Annotated in this window: 14 protein-coding genes; 3 read left to right on the top strand and 11 right to left on the bottom strand. The window is 60.6% G+C overall.

The window, feature by feature from the left end; genetic code table 11:
• Positions 1 to 42 precede the first annotated feature (42 nt).
• The 7 genes from dnaK to E5K02_RS09070 all read right to left on the bottom strand — a co-directional run bounded on the left by dnaK (position 43) and on the right by E5K02_RS09070 (position 7,022).
• Positions 43 to 1,989, bottom strand: a complete 1,947-nt coding sequence (dnaK, locus tag E5K02_RS09100) for a molecular chaperone DnaK (RefSeq protein ID WP_135394195.1) — start codon at positions 1,987 to 1,989, stop codon at positions 43 to 45.
• Between the two features lie 219 nt (positions 1,990 to 2,208).
• A complete protein-coding gene (locus E5K02_RS09095; RefSeq protein WP_135394193.1) occupies positions 2,209 to 2,808 on the bottom strand; it encodes an immunity 53 family protein in 600 nt (199 codons plus the stop codon).
• An 8-nt stretch (positions 2,809 to 2,816) separates the two neighbouring features.
• A complete protein-coding gene (locus E5K02_RS09090; protein WP_135394191.1) occupies positions 2,817 to 3,752 on the bottom strand; it encodes an alpha/beta hydrolase in 936 nt (311 codons plus the stop codon).
• Positions 3,752 to 4,606 carry a pseudouridine synthase gene (locus E5K02_RS09085; RefSeq protein WP_135394189.1) on the bottom strand — a complete coding sequence of 285 codons (855 nt, stop codon included), beginning with the start codon at positions 4,604 to 4,606 and terminating at the stop codon, positions 3,752 to 3,754. The genes E5K02_RS09090 and E5K02_RS09085 overlap by 1 nt, the downstream gene beginning before the upstream one ends.
• Before the next feature lie 232 nt (positions 4,607 to 4,838).
• On the bottom strand, positions 4,839 to 5,078 hold the full coding sequence (locus E5K02_RS09080; protein WP_135394187.1) for a hypothetical protein: 240 nt from the start codon (positions 5,076 to 5,078) through the stop codon (positions 4,839 to 4,841).
• 79 nt (positions 5,079 to 5,157) lie between these two features.
• Positions 5,158 to 5,898 carry a LytR/AlgR family response regulator transcription factor gene (locus E5K02_RS09075; protein WP_240737213.1) on the bottom strand — a complete coding sequence of 247 codons (741 nt, stop codon included), beginning with the start codon at positions 5,896 to 5,898 and terminating at the stop codon, positions 5,158 to 5,160.
• Positions 5,899 to 5,900: 2 nt separating this feature from the next.
• A complete protein-coding gene (locus E5K02_RS09070; RefSeq protein WP_135394185.1) occupies positions 5,901 to 7,022 on the bottom strand; it encodes a sensor histidine kinase in 1,122 nt (373 codons plus the stop codon).
• A 272-nt stretch (positions 7,023 to 7,294) separates the two neighbouring features.
• Between E5K02_RS09070 and E5K02_RS09065 the strand changes: the two genes are divergently transcribed.
• Together E5K02_RS09065 and E5K02_RS09060 are read left to right on the top strand one after the other, a co-directional pair.
• Positions 7,295 to 8,221, top strand: coding sequence for an ABC transporter ATP-binding protein (locus E5K02_RS09065; protein ID WP_240737211.1), 927 nt, complete (start codon positions 7,295 to 7,297; stop codon positions 8,219 to 8,221).
• Entirely contained in the window at positions 8,218 to 9,036 is an 819-nt protein-coding gene (locus E5K02_RS09060; RefSeq protein WP_135394183.1) for an ABC transporter permease, read from the top strand. The genes E5K02_RS09065 and E5K02_RS09060 overlap by 4 nt, the downstream gene beginning before the upstream one ends.
• Before the next feature lie 26 nt (positions 9,037 to 9,062).
• On the opposite strand, the gene E5K02_RS09055 is transcribed toward E5K02_RS09060, so the two are convergent.
• From E5K02_RS09055 to fabG, 4 genes are all read right to left on the bottom strand, one after another.
• On the bottom strand, positions 9,063 to 9,455 hold the full coding sequence (locus E5K02_RS09055) for a lipoprotein (protein ID WP_135394181.1): 393 nt from the start codon (positions 9,453 to 9,455) through the stop codon (positions 9,063 to 9,065).
• Between the two features lie 125 nt (positions 9,456 to 9,580).
• Positions 9,581 to 11,656: a VWA domain-containing protein gene (locus E5K02_RS09050; RefSeq protein ID WP_240737210.1), complete on the bottom strand. Its 2,076-nt coding sequence runs from the start codon at positions 11,654 to 11,656 to the stop codon at positions 9,581 to 9,583.
• Positions 11,657 to 11,930: 274 nt separating this feature from the next.
• Positions 11,931 to 12,470: a YiiX family permuted papain-like enzyme gene (locus E5K02_RS09045; protein WP_240737209.1), complete on the bottom strand. Its 540-nt coding sequence runs from the start codon at positions 12,468 to 12,470 to the stop codon at positions 11,931 to 11,933.
• Between the two features lie 311 nt (positions 12,471 to 12,781).
• Positions 12,782 to 13,531, bottom strand: a complete 750-nt coding sequence (fabG, locus tag E5K02_RS09040; protein ID WP_135394177.1) for a 3-oxoacyl-[acyl-carrier-protein] reductase — start codon at positions 13,529 to 13,531, stop codon at positions 12,782 to 12,784.
• A gap of 264 nt (positions 13,532 to 13,795) precedes the next feature.
• Here fabG and E5K02_RS09035 point away from each other — a divergent pair, with 264 nt between their 5' ends.
• Positions 13,796 to 15,040: an NAD(P)/FAD-dependent oxidoreductase gene (locus E5K02_RS09035; RefSeq protein ID WP_135394175.1), complete on the top strand. Its 1,245-nt coding sequence runs from the start codon at positions 13,796 to 13,798 to the stop codon at positions 15,038 to 15,040.
• Positions 15,041 to 15,051: the final 11 nt, after the last annotated feature.

Below are 15,051 nucleotides of genomic sequence, written 5' to 3'. Positions count from 1 at the left end.
CGGAAGCAATGCTCCCGGCCTTTTCTATCATCAAACAACAAATTACTTGTTCCCGTCGACTTCTTCGTAGTCCACGTCGGTTACGTTGTCGTGGGGTTGGCCTTGCTGGCCATTGCTACCTTGGGCGCCGCCGTCGCCGCCGGGGTAACCCTGGGGCTGGGCTTGACCGTCGGCACCCTGGGTGGCAGCGTACATTTCCTGCGAAGCAGCCTGCCAGGCGGCGTTGATAGCCGTCATAGCGGTTTCAATCTGGCCAAGGTCTTTGCTCTCGTGAGCCTTCTTCAGGTCCGCCAGGGCATTTTCAACGGCCGTCTTGTTGCCGGCGCTCAGCTTGTCGCCGTACTCTTTCAGCTGCTTCTCGGTCTGGAAGATCATCGAGTCGGCCTGGTTGACTTTCTCAATGCGCTCCTTTTCCTGCTTGTCAGCCTCTTCGTTGGCTTTGGCCTCGTTGCGCATCCGCTCGATATCGGCATCCGACAAGCCGGACGAAGCCTCGATGCGGATTTTCTGCTCTTTACCGGTGCCTTTGTCTTTGGCCGATACGTGCAGGATACCGTTGGCGTCAATGTCGAAGGTTACTTCGATCTGCGGAACGCCGCGGGGTGCTGGCGGAATATCGGCGAGGTGGAAGCGGCCAATGGTGCGGTTCTGCGAAGCCAAGGGACGCTCGCCCTGCAGTACGTGGATTTCTACCGAAGGCTGGTTGTCGGAAGCCGTCGAGAAGGTCTCGGACTTCTTGGTCGGAATCGTCGTGTTCGACTCGATGAGCTTAGTCATCACGCCGCCCATGGTCTCGATGCCGAGGCTCAGCGGAGTTACGTCGAGCAGCAGGACGTCTTTTACTTCGCCGGTCAAAACACCACCTTGAATAGCGGCGCCGATGGCTACTACTTCGTCGGGGTTAACGCCTTTCGAAGGCTTCTTGCCGAAGAACTTCTCTACCTCCTCCTGGATGCGGGGAATGCGGGTCGAACCACCCACCAGGATTACCTCGTTGATGTCGGACGTGCTCAAGCCAGCATCTTGCAGGGCCTTTTTCACGGGCTCCATCGAGCGGCGCACCAGCGAATCGGCGAGCTGCTCAAACTTAGCGCGGCTCAGCTTTACCACCAAGTGCTTGGGGCCCGAGGCGGTAGCCGTTACGTAGGGCAGGTTGATTTCGGTTTCCGACGAGCTCGACAGCTCTACTTTGGCTTTCTCCGCGGCTTCTTTCAGGCGCTGCAGGGCCATCGGGTCTTTGCGCAGGTCGAGGCCTTCGTTTTCGCTGGCGAAGGTTTCGGCCAGGAAGTTGATGATAACCTGGTCGAAGTCGTCGCCGCCGAGGTGGGTGTCACCGTTGGTGCTCAGTACTTCGAATACGCCGTCGCCAAGTTCCAGAATCGAGATGTCGAAGGTACCGCCACCGAGGTCGTAGACGGCAATCTTCTGGTCGGTGTGCTTTTTATCGAGGCCGTAGGCCAGGGCAGCAGCCGTGGGCTCGTTGATGATGCGCTTCACGTCGAGGCCGGCAATGGCACCGGCTTCTTTGGTGGCCTGGCGCTGGGCGTCGTTGAAGTAGGCCGGAACCGTAATAACGGCCTCGGTTACCGTGGTGCCCAGGTACTCTTCGGCGGTCTGCTTCATTTTCTGGAGCACCATGGCCGAAATTTCCTGGGGCGTGTACTGCCGGTCCCCGATTTTGACGGCTACCGTGTTGTTAGAGCCCTTTTCCAGCTGATACGACACGTGCTTCGACTCCTCGGTTACCTCCGAGAAGCCGCGGCCCATAAAGCGCTTAATCGACTGAATCGTGTTCTGGGGATTGGTAATGGCTTGACGTTTGGCCGGGTCACCGACTTTCCGCTCGCCCTTACCGTTGTCGAGGAACGCCACAATCGACGGAGTCGTGCGGCGGCCTTCGCTATTTGGAATCACCACCGGCTCGTTGCCTTCCATAACGGACACGCACGAGTTGGTGGTGCCGAGGTCAATACCGATTATTTTTCCCATTTTATTGGATGTATGTGTTGTGTTGGATGTGTCTGCTTTCAGGGTGCGAATCACTCGCGCCGGACTACTGACAAGCAGCGTACCAGCCCTGAAAACGGGGTTTTTCTGTGACACATTGTCATTTTAACCGACTCCCAAGGCAGATTGTACGACGGACTGGCTTTTACGGGCAAACTCGACAGCGGGATATGCTGACAGCCGGGCAGAAGGGAGGATAGCTTAACCCGACACAGTATCCTTATATCCTAAATTGGTAGAAAACATATGCTCCTCAATAGTGACTGTAATAATATCCCCTGGTTCAGCTACAGTATCTGCGCCTGCAAGAGAAGAAGCTTCTAGTTCCTCAAAATGCTTGAATGAGGTTTCGTCGTGCAGAACGTAAGAGGCTGGGTCCTCTGGATCAAAAAAGGATAGAACCTTCAGTTGACTTTCGTTTACAAATGAGGCGTTTGCCCGGCGCCAAATGCTACCAAGATACTTTTGTAAAGGGATGCAGACTTCATACTCAACGTTTGGGTCACCTTGCTGCGGTAGTAATTCATCTAAAAAATAGCTGAGAATCTCCGAAAGGTTTTCAGGCCCACCAGCCGCTATAAATTGCTGATTCTCGATATGCCAGAATACCCAGTTTGTAGCAGAACGTTCTACGGTTGGCTGCTTTAGAAGCACAGCTGTTTGCAGACAAGTATCCTTTAAATTAATTGTAACCCACCATCCTGGGTTATCCAGGGTAGTTATAGAAATTCCATAATCATGCTCCCATTCTCCATTACAGTTAATTAGATACCAGCGTTGGATTCGTTGCAGAAGGTCCATGATTATGCTCAAAATTGGCTCATAAACGCGCTAATCGTTGATTGCCACTCTACCGGGTACTTGCGCCAGTACGGCTCGTGGCCGGCATTGGGAAAGTCGCGGCGCTGCTTCGGGCCGCGTAGGGCGGCGTAAATAGCATCGGTTTCGGCCCGGGTGACGCGCGGGTCGGCTGCGCCCCACATGAGCAGGGTAGGAGTGGTAATGTGTTGGGCAAACTCGGTGGCGTCGAGGTCGAAGGCCCAGAAGCCGTTTTGCAGCCCGCCCCAGAACACCAACAGGTTGGCCAGGGGGAAAGCCGGCACGTGCATGGAGCCGAAGCGGTTCTGGGCCGTTTGCAGCATGCTGCCGTAGGGGCACTCGATGATGTTGGCTGTGGGCCGGACGCCCAACTCACTTTCGGCCCGCAGAATAGCCACGGCGCCCATCGAAGCGCCGTAGAGAATAATTGGCCCGGCTGGTTTCTGCCGCTGCAGATAAGCAAAAACCGCTGCCACGTCGGCCGATTCGCGGAAGCCGACCGTAGTTTGAAAGCCTTCCGAGCCACCATTGCCGGCAAAGTCGACCAGCAGCACCGAGTAGCCCAGCTGCCGAAACACGCTGGCCTCGGTCAGCAGCTTGGACTTGTTGCTCGTGTAGCCATGAAACAGCGCCACGCGGCCCCGGGCGTTGTTCACCGGGCTATACCACGCTTCCAGCTGCCCGTTGGGGCTCGGAATAAGGACGGTGCGAAAGGCAAAGGCGGGGGCACCCAAGTTGCGGGGCTTGGGGTTCTGGATGCCGGTAAGGAGCACCCAGGCTTTGTCCAGGGCCGACAGCTGCTCGGGGTTGCCCGTGTGGGTGCCGGACTCGTCGGTGAAGTGAGTGAAACGCCAGGCGTGCAAAAAAGCTACGCCGTTGATGGCCAGAAAGCCCAGCAGCAGCAGCCAGAGCAGCCTCCGCTTCATTAGCGGCCCGAGCTACGGCCCCCGCCGGAGCGGCCCCCACCGCCCGCGGTGCGGCCCGCGCCACCGGTGCTGGGCTTGGCACCCGAACGGCCCTTGGGCTTATCCGAATCAAAGGAACGGCCGCCTTTCCCAGCCGCGGGGCGGGAACCCGGTGAGGCTGAGCTAGCTGACTTCGGACCCGCGGGACGGCCTGCGCCGGTAGGCTTGGCCGCCGAATCGGCTTTCGTAGTTCCGGCAGCCGACTTAGGTGCTACGGTCCGTTCGCCGGGCATTTTGGTGGCCGAGTAAGCCGAGCGCAGCTTGGCGGCTTCGGCTTCGGTCAGCTCCCGCCACTGCCCGGGCGCGAGGCCGTCCACGGGGAGGTGGGCAATCTGGGTCCGGACCAGGCGCAGGGTCGGGAAGCCTACGGCGGCCGTCATTTTGCGCACCTGCCGGTTCATGCCCTGCGAAATCGTGATTTTCAGCCACGAGGTCGGAATGGCGGCCCGGTAGCGGATGGGCTTGCTTCGTTCCCACAGGTAAGCGGGCGGGCCGGCCAGCAATTCAGCCTCGGCGGGAGCGGTGTAGCTGGTCTTGATATCCACGCCGCGGCGCAGCTGAGCCAGGGCTTCTTCGGTCGGGATGCCTTCTACCTGGGCCAGGTAGGTTTTGGGCACTTTGTAGCGGGGCTCGGAGAGGCGGTGCTGCAGCCCTTTGTCGTCGGTGAGCAGCACAAGGCCCTCACTGTCGTAATCGAGGCGGCCAACGGGGTAGACGCCAGGCACGGGCACAAAGTCTTTGAGCGTGGCGCGGCCGTTCTCGTCGGTGAATTGGGTGAGAACTTCGAAGGGTTTGTTGACGAGAACGTAGCGCATCAGCAGAAAAAACGTGGGGTAAGGAAAATCAGAAACAGCGGCACGTCGGCTCGGAAATAGAGAACGGACCGTCCCAGATGGGGTTCCCGGCGGCTGGTAGCCAAGCGGCGCAGCGGGCGGGTCGCGCAAAGGTACCAATCCGCGCTGCACCTACCGCGCTGCCGACCGAAATAGCGGGCCGAACCGGAGCCAAATCTTTTGCCTGAGGCTGACTGCAGGCCTTGCGCAGCGGTTATAGCCCCGCTAGCAGCAAGTAGAGCAGGAGCAGCGCCAGGAAAGGGGCCCCTATGATTAACAGGCCCAGCCGGCCGGATTTGCCTTCCGCAGTGTCGGCCCGGTCCACAAAGTCGCGCTTGCCAACCAGCAGAACGGCGACGAGGAAGCCAAGAAATACCAAGGCCAACCCAATACCCAGCATCCAGATGAGCCCGGTGATGTCGCCAAGTAGCAGGAAGGGGCAAGACAGCAGCATAACAGTGTAAAAAAGACGGGTTGAAATGGCTAATTCAGGTTCTGGTTAAACTGACATCAGTAAGGCTGCATATAGCGCCTCAAAGCTGGTTGTGGGCGCGAATAAGGGCCGCAAACGAGTCGCGGTAGGTGTCGCCGATGGGCAGTAGGCGGCCCGCTACCTGCACCTTGCCCCGCTCCAGGTGCTCGATCCGCTGCAGCGACACCAGAAACGACTTGTGGATCCGGGCGAACCGCTCGGGCGGCAGCACTTCCTCTACCCGCCGAAAAGACTGTAACGTCAGGATTTTGCCCTGAATGGTATAAATCAGCAGGTATTCCTTCATGCCTTCGATGTAGAGAATATCGTCGAAGGCCACCCGTTGCAGGCGGTGCTCGTTTTTGACGAACATGGCATCGGGCGCCGTGGGCGAAGCATCCTGCAGTGGGGCGGGCGTGGGCAGCAGGGTCTGCCGCACTTTGTTGACGGCCTGCAAAAACCGCTCGAAGGAAATCGGTTTGAGTAGATAGTCCGCCACGCCCAGCTCGTAGCTGCGCACGGCGTAGGTGTCGTAAGCGGTGGTCAGCACGATGCGCGGCCCGGGCGCGGGCAGCAGCTGAGCCAATTGCAAGCCGGTGAGGCGGGGCATATGAATGTCGAGAAAAACCAAGTCCACGGCGTTGTCCTGCAGAAAGGCCAGGGCGGCTAGGGCGTCGTGAAACTGTCCGCGGACCTCCACAAAAGGAATCTGCCCGCAGTAGTCGGCCAGCACATCGAGGGCTAGGGGCTCGTCGTCGATAAGGACGCAGGATATTTTGCGCAGCGTGTTTTCCGATTCCATAGTTAAAGGACCGCGGCCAGGGTTAGAACCACCGTGTGCTCGGTCGGCTGGCTGTCGACCCGTAAGGTATGGCGGTTGGGGTAAAGCAGGTTGAGGCGGCGGCGCAAATTAACCAGGCCCAGGCCACCGGGCTGCTCGCTGGGCGGCTGGGCCGTGGCGTCCACAAAATTGTGCACCTCGACGCGCAGCTCACCCGCGCCAGCGAGTTCCACAGTAAGGCGCACAGCCTCGGGGCGCATGGCCAGGTCGCCGTGTTTAAAGGCATTTTCGACCAGGGGCAGCAGCAGCATGGGCGCAATAAGATAGTCTGAGTCGGGGGCTACACCGTGGCTTCGAAAAGCAATGGCCTCGGCGTCGGCCGCGGGTAGGCGCAGGCGCTGCAAGTCCAGAAAGCTCCGGATGTTGGCCAGCTCCTTCGCCAGCAACACCTGTTCCGAATTGCTTTCGTAGAGCATGTAGCGCATGATTTCGGCCAGCCGTAGCACGGCTTCCGGTGCCCTGGCCGACTGCTGTTTGGTCAGGGCGTAGATGTTGTTGAGCGTATTGAATAAGAAGTGCGGGTTGACCTGGGCCTTGAGCAAGGCCAGCTCGGTGAGCAGATAGTGCCGTTCCCGCTCCCGGCGGTTGCGCTGCTCCTGCAGGTAGTCGCTGGTAACCTTGAGGGCCGAGCTGAAAAAGAGCGTCATCAGGCCCCAGAGTAGGTACGGTACAGCCTGCCGCGAAGGGTTAAATGGTTCGGTGCTCCCATTGGGAACGGTAAAAGTGGAGATAAGCAGACGGCCGCCTACTGAAACGGCCAACACGACAAGTACCGCCAGCACGTAGCGCCACACCTGGTTGCGCGCCAAGGTTTTGGGAATCAGAATCAGCCAGTTGAAGTAAAAGAAAGCGGCGTAGAGCCCATCAGTCAGGGCCGCGTGCACCAGCGCGTACCGCCAGTCGAAAGGGTGGGAACGAGCTTCTTTCGCCGGAAAATTCATGCCTACATACACCTGCAACGCGTCGATGCCAAGCAGGACGGCCCACAGCGAAATATGCGCCCACAGCGGCACCCTGGCCACGGCGGCCCAGAACCTCGCCGAAGCGGTAGGAGCAGGGGAAAAAGACTCGGGGTGGTGGGGCATGGTGGGCAAGCAGGCAAGGCTAGTCAATAAGGTGCCAAAATAGGCCTAGCCGGTTGAAATCAGCGGCGGGTTTTCAACGACCGGCCTCCCAGCCTGCTTCAATACCCGTGCAAATTCTACCAACGGGCGTTGCCAGCCAACGAAGCCCCGACTAAGGCCAGTGGTAGACGTCAGGTCGGTGTTTCCCTTCGATTTAGCGGAGTTGGTAGAAGAAGCCGCGGGCGGTATCTGCCGGGTAGTAGGTTTGGTCCATTCTTATTTAGCGACTGGCTATGAGCTACCTACCTGTGGTCGAAACCGACCGGCTTTCCTTTGCTTACGGCACCCGGCCCATCCTGCGGGAAATGGCCTTGGCGGTGCCACCGGGCAGCATCTACGGCTTTCTGGGGCCCAACGGAGCGGGCAAAAGTACCACGCTGCGGCTGCTGCTGGGCCTGCTGCGGGCTCCGGCCGGCACGGTCCGCCTCTTCGGCCACGACCTAGCCCGGCACCGCGTGGCACTGCTGGGCCGGGTGGGCGCTCTAATCGAGAATCCTTCGCTCTACGACCACCTCAGCGGCCTGGCCAACCTGGAAGTGACCCGGCGGCTGCGGGGGCTGGCTCGGGGCCGCTCGGAAGAAGTACTGGCCTTGGTAGGACTCACGGAAGCGGCCCACCGCCCGGTGCGGGAATATTCGCTGGGCATGCGGCAGCGGCTGGGCCTGGGCCTGGCCTTGCTGCCCGACCCCGACCTGCTGATTCTCGACGAGCCCACCAACGGCCTCGACCCCAACGGCATCATCGACATGCGCGAGCTGCTGCGGCGCCTGCAGCAGGAGCAGGGCAAAACCATTCTGCTCTCGAGCCACCTGATCAGCGAAATCGAGCGGGTGGCTACCCACGTGGGCATTATTCAGCACGGGCAGTTGGTGTTTCAGGGCGGTATGGCCGAGCTGCACAACCGGCAAGTGGCCCGCCGGCACATCGTCATCGAAACTGACTGCGCAGCCACTTGCTGCCACTTGCTGCCGGCCGGGCTGGGCGAGGCCACCGTTGCCAGCGCCGGCACCTTACTGCTGCCCTATCAGTCGCGCGAGCAGCTGGCCAAGGTGGCGCGGCACCTGGTGCTGGCCGGGCAGCCGCTCTACCAGCTCAGCTGCCGGCAACCCACCCTGGAAGAAACCTTTCTGCACCTCACCGAAACCAGCCCCGTCCTATGAGCTTCGACCTTTCCGCGCCTTCCCCCATGACGCAGTGGTGGCGCTGCCACCTTGCCGACTGGCTTAAGCTACGCCGCACCCTGGCCCTGTGGCTGGCCCTGGGCGGGGGCGCGCTGCCGGTAGTGCTCAACTTCCTGATTGTCTATTTCCGGGGCGAGAAGCTGCTGGCGGCCGGGCAAAATCCGTGGGCAAAGTACATCCACATGAGCTGGCAAACGGCCTCGATTTTGTTGCTGCCCCTGTTTCTGATTTTGCTGACCAGCCTGCTGGTGGCCATTGAAAACCGGGCCACGGCCTGGAAGCACCTGTATGCCTTGCCCGTTGGCCGCGGGGCCGTGCTGAGCAGCAAACTGCTGGTGCTGCTCCAACTCAATCTGCTGGCCCAGGTGGTATACGTGGTACTGCTGCTGGCCTCGGGCAAGCTGCTGGGCCTGCTCCGTCCCGACCTGTTGTTTGCTGCCCACCCGGTCCCGCTGGCCGGTGTTGTAACTATGCTGGCGCACAGCTACCTGGCTACGCTGGGCGTTTTGGGAATTCAGTATGTCGCGGCCCTGTGGTGGCGCAGCTTTGCACTGCCCTTTGCCTTTGGTATCGGGGGCCTGGTGGCGGCCCTCACGTTGCTGCGCTGGGAGCACGTCGACTACCTGCCCTACGCCGCCCCGACGCAGGTATTATATCTGCTGAGCAAAGATGCCCAGGGCGTGCTCACCGTTCAGCCCGGTATTGCCCTGGCCGAGTGGTGCAGTCTGGGGTGGTTTGCCGGCGCCTTGCTACTGGGCTACGGCCTGCTGAGCCGGTGGAAAACGGCCGACTGACCCTTGCGCCACCAAGTTGGTTTGCGCTACTTGAGCCGGTGGCCGGGGATAAGCTCGATTACGTCGCCCTTGGGCGACACGACAAACTCTCCACTGTCGCGCCGCACGTCGCCGTCCTTGGTTTGCTCCCGGTAGCTGTGGCGCACAAAGGTGCCAATCTGCGCCGCGCCGTTGGCTACTGGCGGCGCGGCCGGAGCCGCCGGGCCGCTACCGTTGAGTTGGGCCACGCGGGCGGCGTAGGCCGCCGAGTCCTGCCGGGTGTAGGGCTTGGTGTCAAACTTGTCGGCCCGGTAATTCGCCGGGTCGTCGAGGCGGTTGCTTACATATTCGGAAACCACCGCTTCCGCCCGCTTTTCCGGGGAGTTATTGCAGCCAGTCAGCAGTAGAAGGGCGCCAAAAAAGGAGAGGCTGTGTTTCATAGCAGAAGTAACATGACGGATTAACGTAGCGCGAAGTTCTACTGGGCAAGGGGGTAAGCGCAACTCAAACGATTATCGTGGTCATGGCGCGAACGGCTGCCCAAGCAGAACTTCGCCCTACAGCTTTATATGCCCCCTGAGTATTTTCTGGTGGCCCACTCGGCCGTAACTAAAGCCAGCAGCAGGAAAAACAGCCATTTCAGGTTAATCAAATCCTTCAGATCCTCCTGGGTGTAGAGCACTGGCTTGGCGTTGGCCTGCTGAATGTCTTGGGTGAGCTGGGCAAACTGACCGGGGTAATACAGGCGCGAACCGCTACGGCGCGAAAGCTGGTAGAGCAGATTGTGGTTGGCGCGGGCTTCCAGGGTTTCGAGTTGCTGCTCCTGCACCAGTAGTTCGCCGCGGTCCTGCTGGTGCTGGCCGCTAAGGGTAGCAGTGGCGGCGTAGCGGTAAAGGCCCCCGGGTAGGCTGCCCAGGTGCAGAGGCGAGCCATCCTCGCTATTGGTGAAGTTGAACGTGCGGGTACGGTTCTGCTCGTCGGTCAGCGTGAGGCGAATAGCCTGGCCGTAAATCCGCTCAAAAATGGCGTTGTAGGTCTCGGCGGCAAAAGTCACGTCGTCGGCGGTGCTGAAGGCATCCTGGGTGGGGTACACGTCGAGGCGCTTCTTGTTAGCGTTGGCCGTGAGCAGCTGCAGGGTCCGGATAATGAGCCGGTCGTAGGCCTCGGGCCGGTCGGCGTGGTCGGCGGCCTCCTGCAGGCGCCACTGCCAGCTGCCGTCGGTGAGCAGCGTGGCCTGGCGCTGGGCCGGCACGCCGCCGAGCACGAGCAGGGGTTTCTGGGTTTTGAGGCGGCCCACCTGCTGGTACAAAGCCACCTCTGCCCCGCTGTTCACCCGCAAATCTCCGAAGGGCACGGCCGCCGGCGGGTAAGCCGTAAACCGGCGCAGAGCGTCTTCCTCGAAGGTAAAGCGCGAAAAGCTCGGATTCAGCACCGGCGTCACTTCATCGGTCTGGCTGCCCCGGGGCGTAATGGTCAGGCCGGTACCGAAGGAGTTGTAGGCGTTAAAATCCGACTGGGCACCCACGATGTAGAAGGTCGGAACCTTGCGGCTTTTCACGGCGGCCAGCACCTCGGCCCCCACCCCGCCGCGGGCCGGCAGTTGGTGCAAAATGGCCACGTCGTAGTCCTGATTCTGCAGGGGCGTGATGCCGGGCAGGTAGGTGGTCAGCGCGAAGTTGTCGTTCTGTTGAATGGCAGCCCGCAGCGCCTTCAGGTCGGGGTGGGGGGCCGCCCCGGCCAGCAGCACGCGCAGCTTACCTTTCACCACCTCGATGTAGGCGCTTTTGGTGTTGTTGAGCGTCGTAAACTCGCCGGCCAGGGGCTGTACTACCACTTCGTAGCGGTGCTTGCCGGGGGCGTTGGCCGTGAGCAAAAAGGTGGTTTTCTGGCTGCGCCGGCTGGCCGTGAGCGGCACGCGCCGGGTTTCGAGCACGCGGCCATTCTCCCGCAGCTGCACCGAAGCCTCGCCACCGCTAAAGCCGCTGTAGTCGATTTCGGCTTCAATCGGGAATCGGTTGCCGCTGAAGGCCACCCGGTTATAAGTCAGCACGGCCAGGCGCACATCCTTCTTGGGTAAGGTGTCGCCAACCGCCACGCTGTAAATCGGGAAGTTGAACTCGGAGTACACCGGCGAGCGGCCCTGGTTCACGATGCCGTCGGAGACGAGCACCACCCCGGCCAGATTACGCCCGTCGTAGCTTTCGCCAATGCCGCTCAGCAGGCCGTCGAGGTCAGAGGCCGGGGCCTGGAAACGCAGGGAGTCGGGCCGGGCCGGGCGGGCGCCGGCGCTGAGTGTGCGGGTCTCGACCTGAAAGCCTCTGCGGCCCAGGTCGGCCGCCAACTGGGTAATGCCCGCTGTGGCCTGGCTAAGCACCGGTTTGGGAGTAAACAGCCCCACCGACTGGGAGTTGTCGACGGCCAGCACGATGGTGGGCTGCTCCTTGGTCGTGGTAGTGGTTTTAATAAACGGCGAGAGCAGCAGAAAGCAGAGGAAGCTCACCACCACGAAGCGCAGAGCGGCCAGGGCGTAGTTCACGGGCTTGCTCCAGGGAGCTTTAGCCGAATAGAGAAGGGCCGCGTAGCCCGCGCCCACGGCTAGGCACAGCAAGATTAACCAGGGAGAAGCAGCGGTGGACAGCAAAGGCGAGGAGCGAAGAATGGAGCACTAAGAACCCGAAAACCAGCCGGGAAGTTGCTTATAAAGCAGTACAACGTAGCGCCGAAAGATAGCGCTGGGCGAAGTTAGGCACAGAATGGGGTCTGCGCCGCTAGGTTTTTCTGTTGGGCAAAAGTCACCGCGTCTTTACCCAGCCGATATTCGGGGAGTTATGCAGAAATTATTTCCTGTGCTGTTCCCCGTTGCCTGTGCGCTGTCTTTGCTGGGGGCCAAACCATGTACATCGGGGCCAAGCCCCTTACCGCACCGTCACCAGCTCCGCACTTTCCAGCATCCGCACCGGGGAAATAACCTTTTCATCCAGCGGAATATTCTTGCCGTACCGCTCCCGCAGCTTGGCCTGCACGGTCGGGTGGCTCAGGTCGAATTCGCGCAGGGTCTGGAGCTGGCCAATTTCGCGGCCGGTGGCAGTTTTATACATCTTCCAAAGCAGCTCCGAGCAGTAAATCCGCTCGTCGCTCCAGCCAAAGTAGAGGTCGTAATTCTTGCCGCGATATTGTTCGCCGGCCGCGTACAAGCGGCGCAGCACAGGGGGCGTAAGTACGGTTTCGGCGTCGCGCAGGCGCTTCACCACAAACTCACTGCCCTTGCCCCGCGCTACCCATTTGGCTAATGACGTTTCGCTTACCGGTTGCACGGCTTCAAATACCCGCCACTCACCACCGAGGTAATACAAGATGCCACAGTGGCTGTATTTGGAGTGGGTCGCCAGCTGAATGGCCTGGCTCTGGGAAGATTGGGAAGTCTGAAAGATTAAGTCGCCGTTGTGAAGGGCCAATTTGTCAAAAGCGTGCTTAGGACTTTGTTGGATGCGTTTTTCGACCTCCTCAGCGCGCATCTTTTGTTGATGGCGACGGAAGCTGTACCAACCCGATGTCAGCAGCAGTGGCAGCCAGACCAAGAGAAAAATTCTTCTTCGGCTCATTTCGGATAAATCAGAAGGCAACACACTATAAAAAACCGTCAGGTGGCGCTGGCTGAAGCATGCTGCCCGCAATGGTAGCTAGAATTACTACTGCGGTACAGATGCTTCGGCCAGCGCCACCTGACGGTCGGAAAAAAGCTTATCGAAAGCCAGCCGCTGCCGGCCTAGGTCAGCATGCCGCCATCGACTTGCAGCACCTGGCCGCTGATGTAGCTGCTGTCGTCGGAGGCCAGAAAGGCGGTGGCTTTGGCCACGTCTTCGGGGGTGCCGCCGCGCTTGAGCGGAATGGCTTTGCGCCACTCTTCCACCACTTTCTGGTCCAGTTCGCCAGTCATTTCGGTTTCGATGAAGCCGGGGGCAATGGCGTTGCAGCGAATATTGCGCGAGCCCAGCTCCAGGGCCACCGACTTGGTGAACCCGATAATACCGGCCTTGGAGGCCGCGTAGTTGGCCTGGCCGGCGTTGCCCTTGATGCCCACTACCGAGGTCATGTTCACGATGCTGCCGCTCTTGGCACGCATCATGGGCTTGGTGGCGGCCTTGGTCAGGTTGAACACCGACTTCAGGTTCACGGCCAGTACCTGGTCCCACTGCTGCTCACTCATGCGCATGAGCAGGCCGTCCTGGGTGATGCCGGCGTTGTTTACGAGAATATCAAGCTTGCCGAACTCGGCCACCACGTCTTCCACCAGCTTTTCGGCCTGGGCGTAGTCGGAGGCGTCGGAGCGGAAGCCTTTGATTTTGGTGCCGTGGGCGGCCAGCTCTTCTTCCAGCTGCTGACCTTTCTCCACGCTGGAGAGGTAGGTAAATGCCACATTAGCCCCAAGCTGGGCGAAATACACCGCAATGGCGCGGCCAATTCCTTTGGAAGCACCCGTAATGAGGGCCACTTTTCCGTCGAGCAGTTTCGTCATGCGGCGAAGATAGGCTGATATAGTTGTTCGTTGGTAGTTGTCCGGTGTTAGTTTTTGCTGGCAACGAGCCTGAGTGGGCTGTAACGTTCTACTTCGCAATACGGTGAAGAAAAACCGTGGGAACGGCCCGCAGAGCTGCCCAAACAGCCAGCTCGGTACTAACGCCGGCCCGCGCAAAGCCAGCATTAAGTCCCATCTTCGTCCCTGACATCAGCTGCCCAACAGCCTGACAACTGACAACTATCACCGAACAACTCGTACCGCATGCGCCACGTCGATATTTGTATTCTGGGAGCCGGCCCCGGCGGCGCCACGGCCGCCCTGCACCTGGCTACGGCGGGCCAGCCGGTGCTCCTGCTGGATAAAGCTGTTTTTCCCCGGGACAAAATCTGCGGCGACGCCCTCAGTGGCAAGGTGCTCAGCGAGCTGCGCCGCTTGGGGCCCGACTTGGTTAGCCGCCTCTCGGCCTCGGCGGGGCAGGTGCCATCCTGGGGCATCGACTTTTTCGCACCCAATGGCCAGCGCCTAGCCGTGCCTTTCAAGCCGCGCTACACTAAAACGGTAGATGCAGCGGCCGGCCACGTGATGAAGCGCCTCGACTTCGACAACTTTCTGGTGGAGGAAGTGCGGCAGCGGCCCGAAATTGAATTGCTCGAAGGCGTGGACGTAGCCCAGCCCGAGCAAGCTGCCGACGGCCGGTGGCTTCTGCGCACCGCCGCTGGCGAAGCCTTGGCCTCGGCCCGCCTGCTGCTCGTGGCCAACGGCGCCCAATCGGCCTTTGCGCGCCAGATTGCGGGCCACGCCCTGGAGCCAGCTCACCACTGCGCCGGCGTGCGGGCCTACTACGAAGGTGTGACGGGGCTGAGTCCCGACAATTTTATCGAGCTGCACTTCATCCAAGATTTTCTGCCCGGCTACCTCTGGGTTTTTCCCCTGCCCAACGGGCAGGCCAACGTGGGGGCGGGCATGCTGACCAAGGCCGTTTCGGCCAAGAAGGTGAACCTGCGGGAGCGAATGACCGAAATGCTGGCTACCCACCCGGCCCTGAAAGACCGATTCAAAGGCGCCCGGCGCCTCGGCCCGATAAAGGGGTTTGGCCTGCCGCTGGGCTCCAAACGCCGCGTTATTTCCGGCAACGGCTACCTCTTGCTCGGCGACGCGGCCTCCCTGATTGACCCTTTCAGTGGGGAAGGCATCAGCCACGCTATGGTCAGCGGCCGGCACGCCGCCGACTGGGCCACCCGGGCCCTGGCCGCTAACGACACTGCTGCCAGCTTCCTGCAGCAGTACGACGCGGCCGTATACCGCCGCCTGGGCCAGGAGTTGCGCCTGAGTCACTGGCTGCAGCGCCTGCTGCAGTTTCCGGCCTTGTTCAACTTCGTGGCCAACCGCGCCGCCAACAACCCGACGCTGGCCGAAACCATATCCGGCATGTTCCTCGACCTGGACCTGCGGGAGCGGCTGCGCCAGCCGAGCTTCTACATGAAATTGCTGTTTGGCGGAAAGTAGCAGACACACCA

The sequence above is a fragment of the Hymenobacter metallicola genome, assembly GCF_004745645.1.
Taxonomy (GTDB): domain Bacteria; phylum Bacteroidota; class Bacteroidia; order Cytophagales; family Hymenobacteraceae; genus Hymenobacter; species Hymenobacter metallicola.
Note: the sequence above shows the minus strand (reverse complement) of the source record. Positions and strands in the feature narration are given on the sequence as shown.

Coding starts and splice junctions, on each gene's coding strand:
- dnaK (WP_135394195.1), bottom strand. CDS start 1,989: ATGGGAAAAATAATCGGTATTGACCTCGGCACCACCAACTCGTGCGTG.
- E5K02_RS09095 (WP_135394193.1), bottom strand. CDS start 2,808: ATGGACCTTCTGCAACGAATCCAACGCTGGTATCTAATTAACTGTAAT.
- E5K02_RS09090 (WP_135394191.1), bottom strand. CDS start 3,752: ATGAAGCGGAGGCTGCTCTGGCTGCTGCTGCTGGGCTTTCTGGCCATC.
- E5K02_RS09085 (WP_135394189.1), bottom strand. CDS start 4,606: ATGCGCTACGTTCTCGTCAACAAACCCTTCGAAGTTCTCACCCAATTC.
- E5K02_RS09080 (WP_135394187.1), bottom strand. CDS start 5,078: ATGCTGCTGTCTTGCCCCTTCCTGCTACTTGGCGACATCACCGGGCTC.
- E5K02_RS09075 (WP_240737213.1), bottom strand. CDS start 5,898: ATGGAATCGGAAAACACGCTGCGCAAAATATCCTGCGTCCTTATCGAC.
- E5K02_RS09070 (WP_135394185.1), bottom strand. CDS start 7,022: ATGCCCCACCACCCCGAGTCTTTTTCCCCTGCTCCTACCGCTTCGGCG.
- E5K02_RS09065 (WP_240737211.1), top strand. CDS start 7,295: ATGAGCTACCTACCTGTGGTCGAAACCGACCGGCTTTCCTTTGCTTAC.
- E5K02_RS09060 (WP_135394183.1), top strand. CDS start 8,218: ATGAGCTTCGACCTTTCCGCGCCTTCCCCCATGACGCAGTGGTGGCGC.
- E5K02_RS09055 (WP_135394181.1), bottom strand. CDS start 9,455: ATGAAACACAGCCTCTCCTTTTTTGGCGCCCTTCTACTGCTGACTGGC.
- fabG (WP_135394177.1), bottom strand. CDS start 13,531: ATGACGAAACTGCTCGACGGAAAAGTGGCCCTCATTACGGGTGCTTCC.
- E5K02_RS09035 (WP_135394175.1), top strand. CDS start 13,796: ATGCGCCACGTCGATATTTGTATTCTGGGAGCCGGCCCCGGCGGCGCC.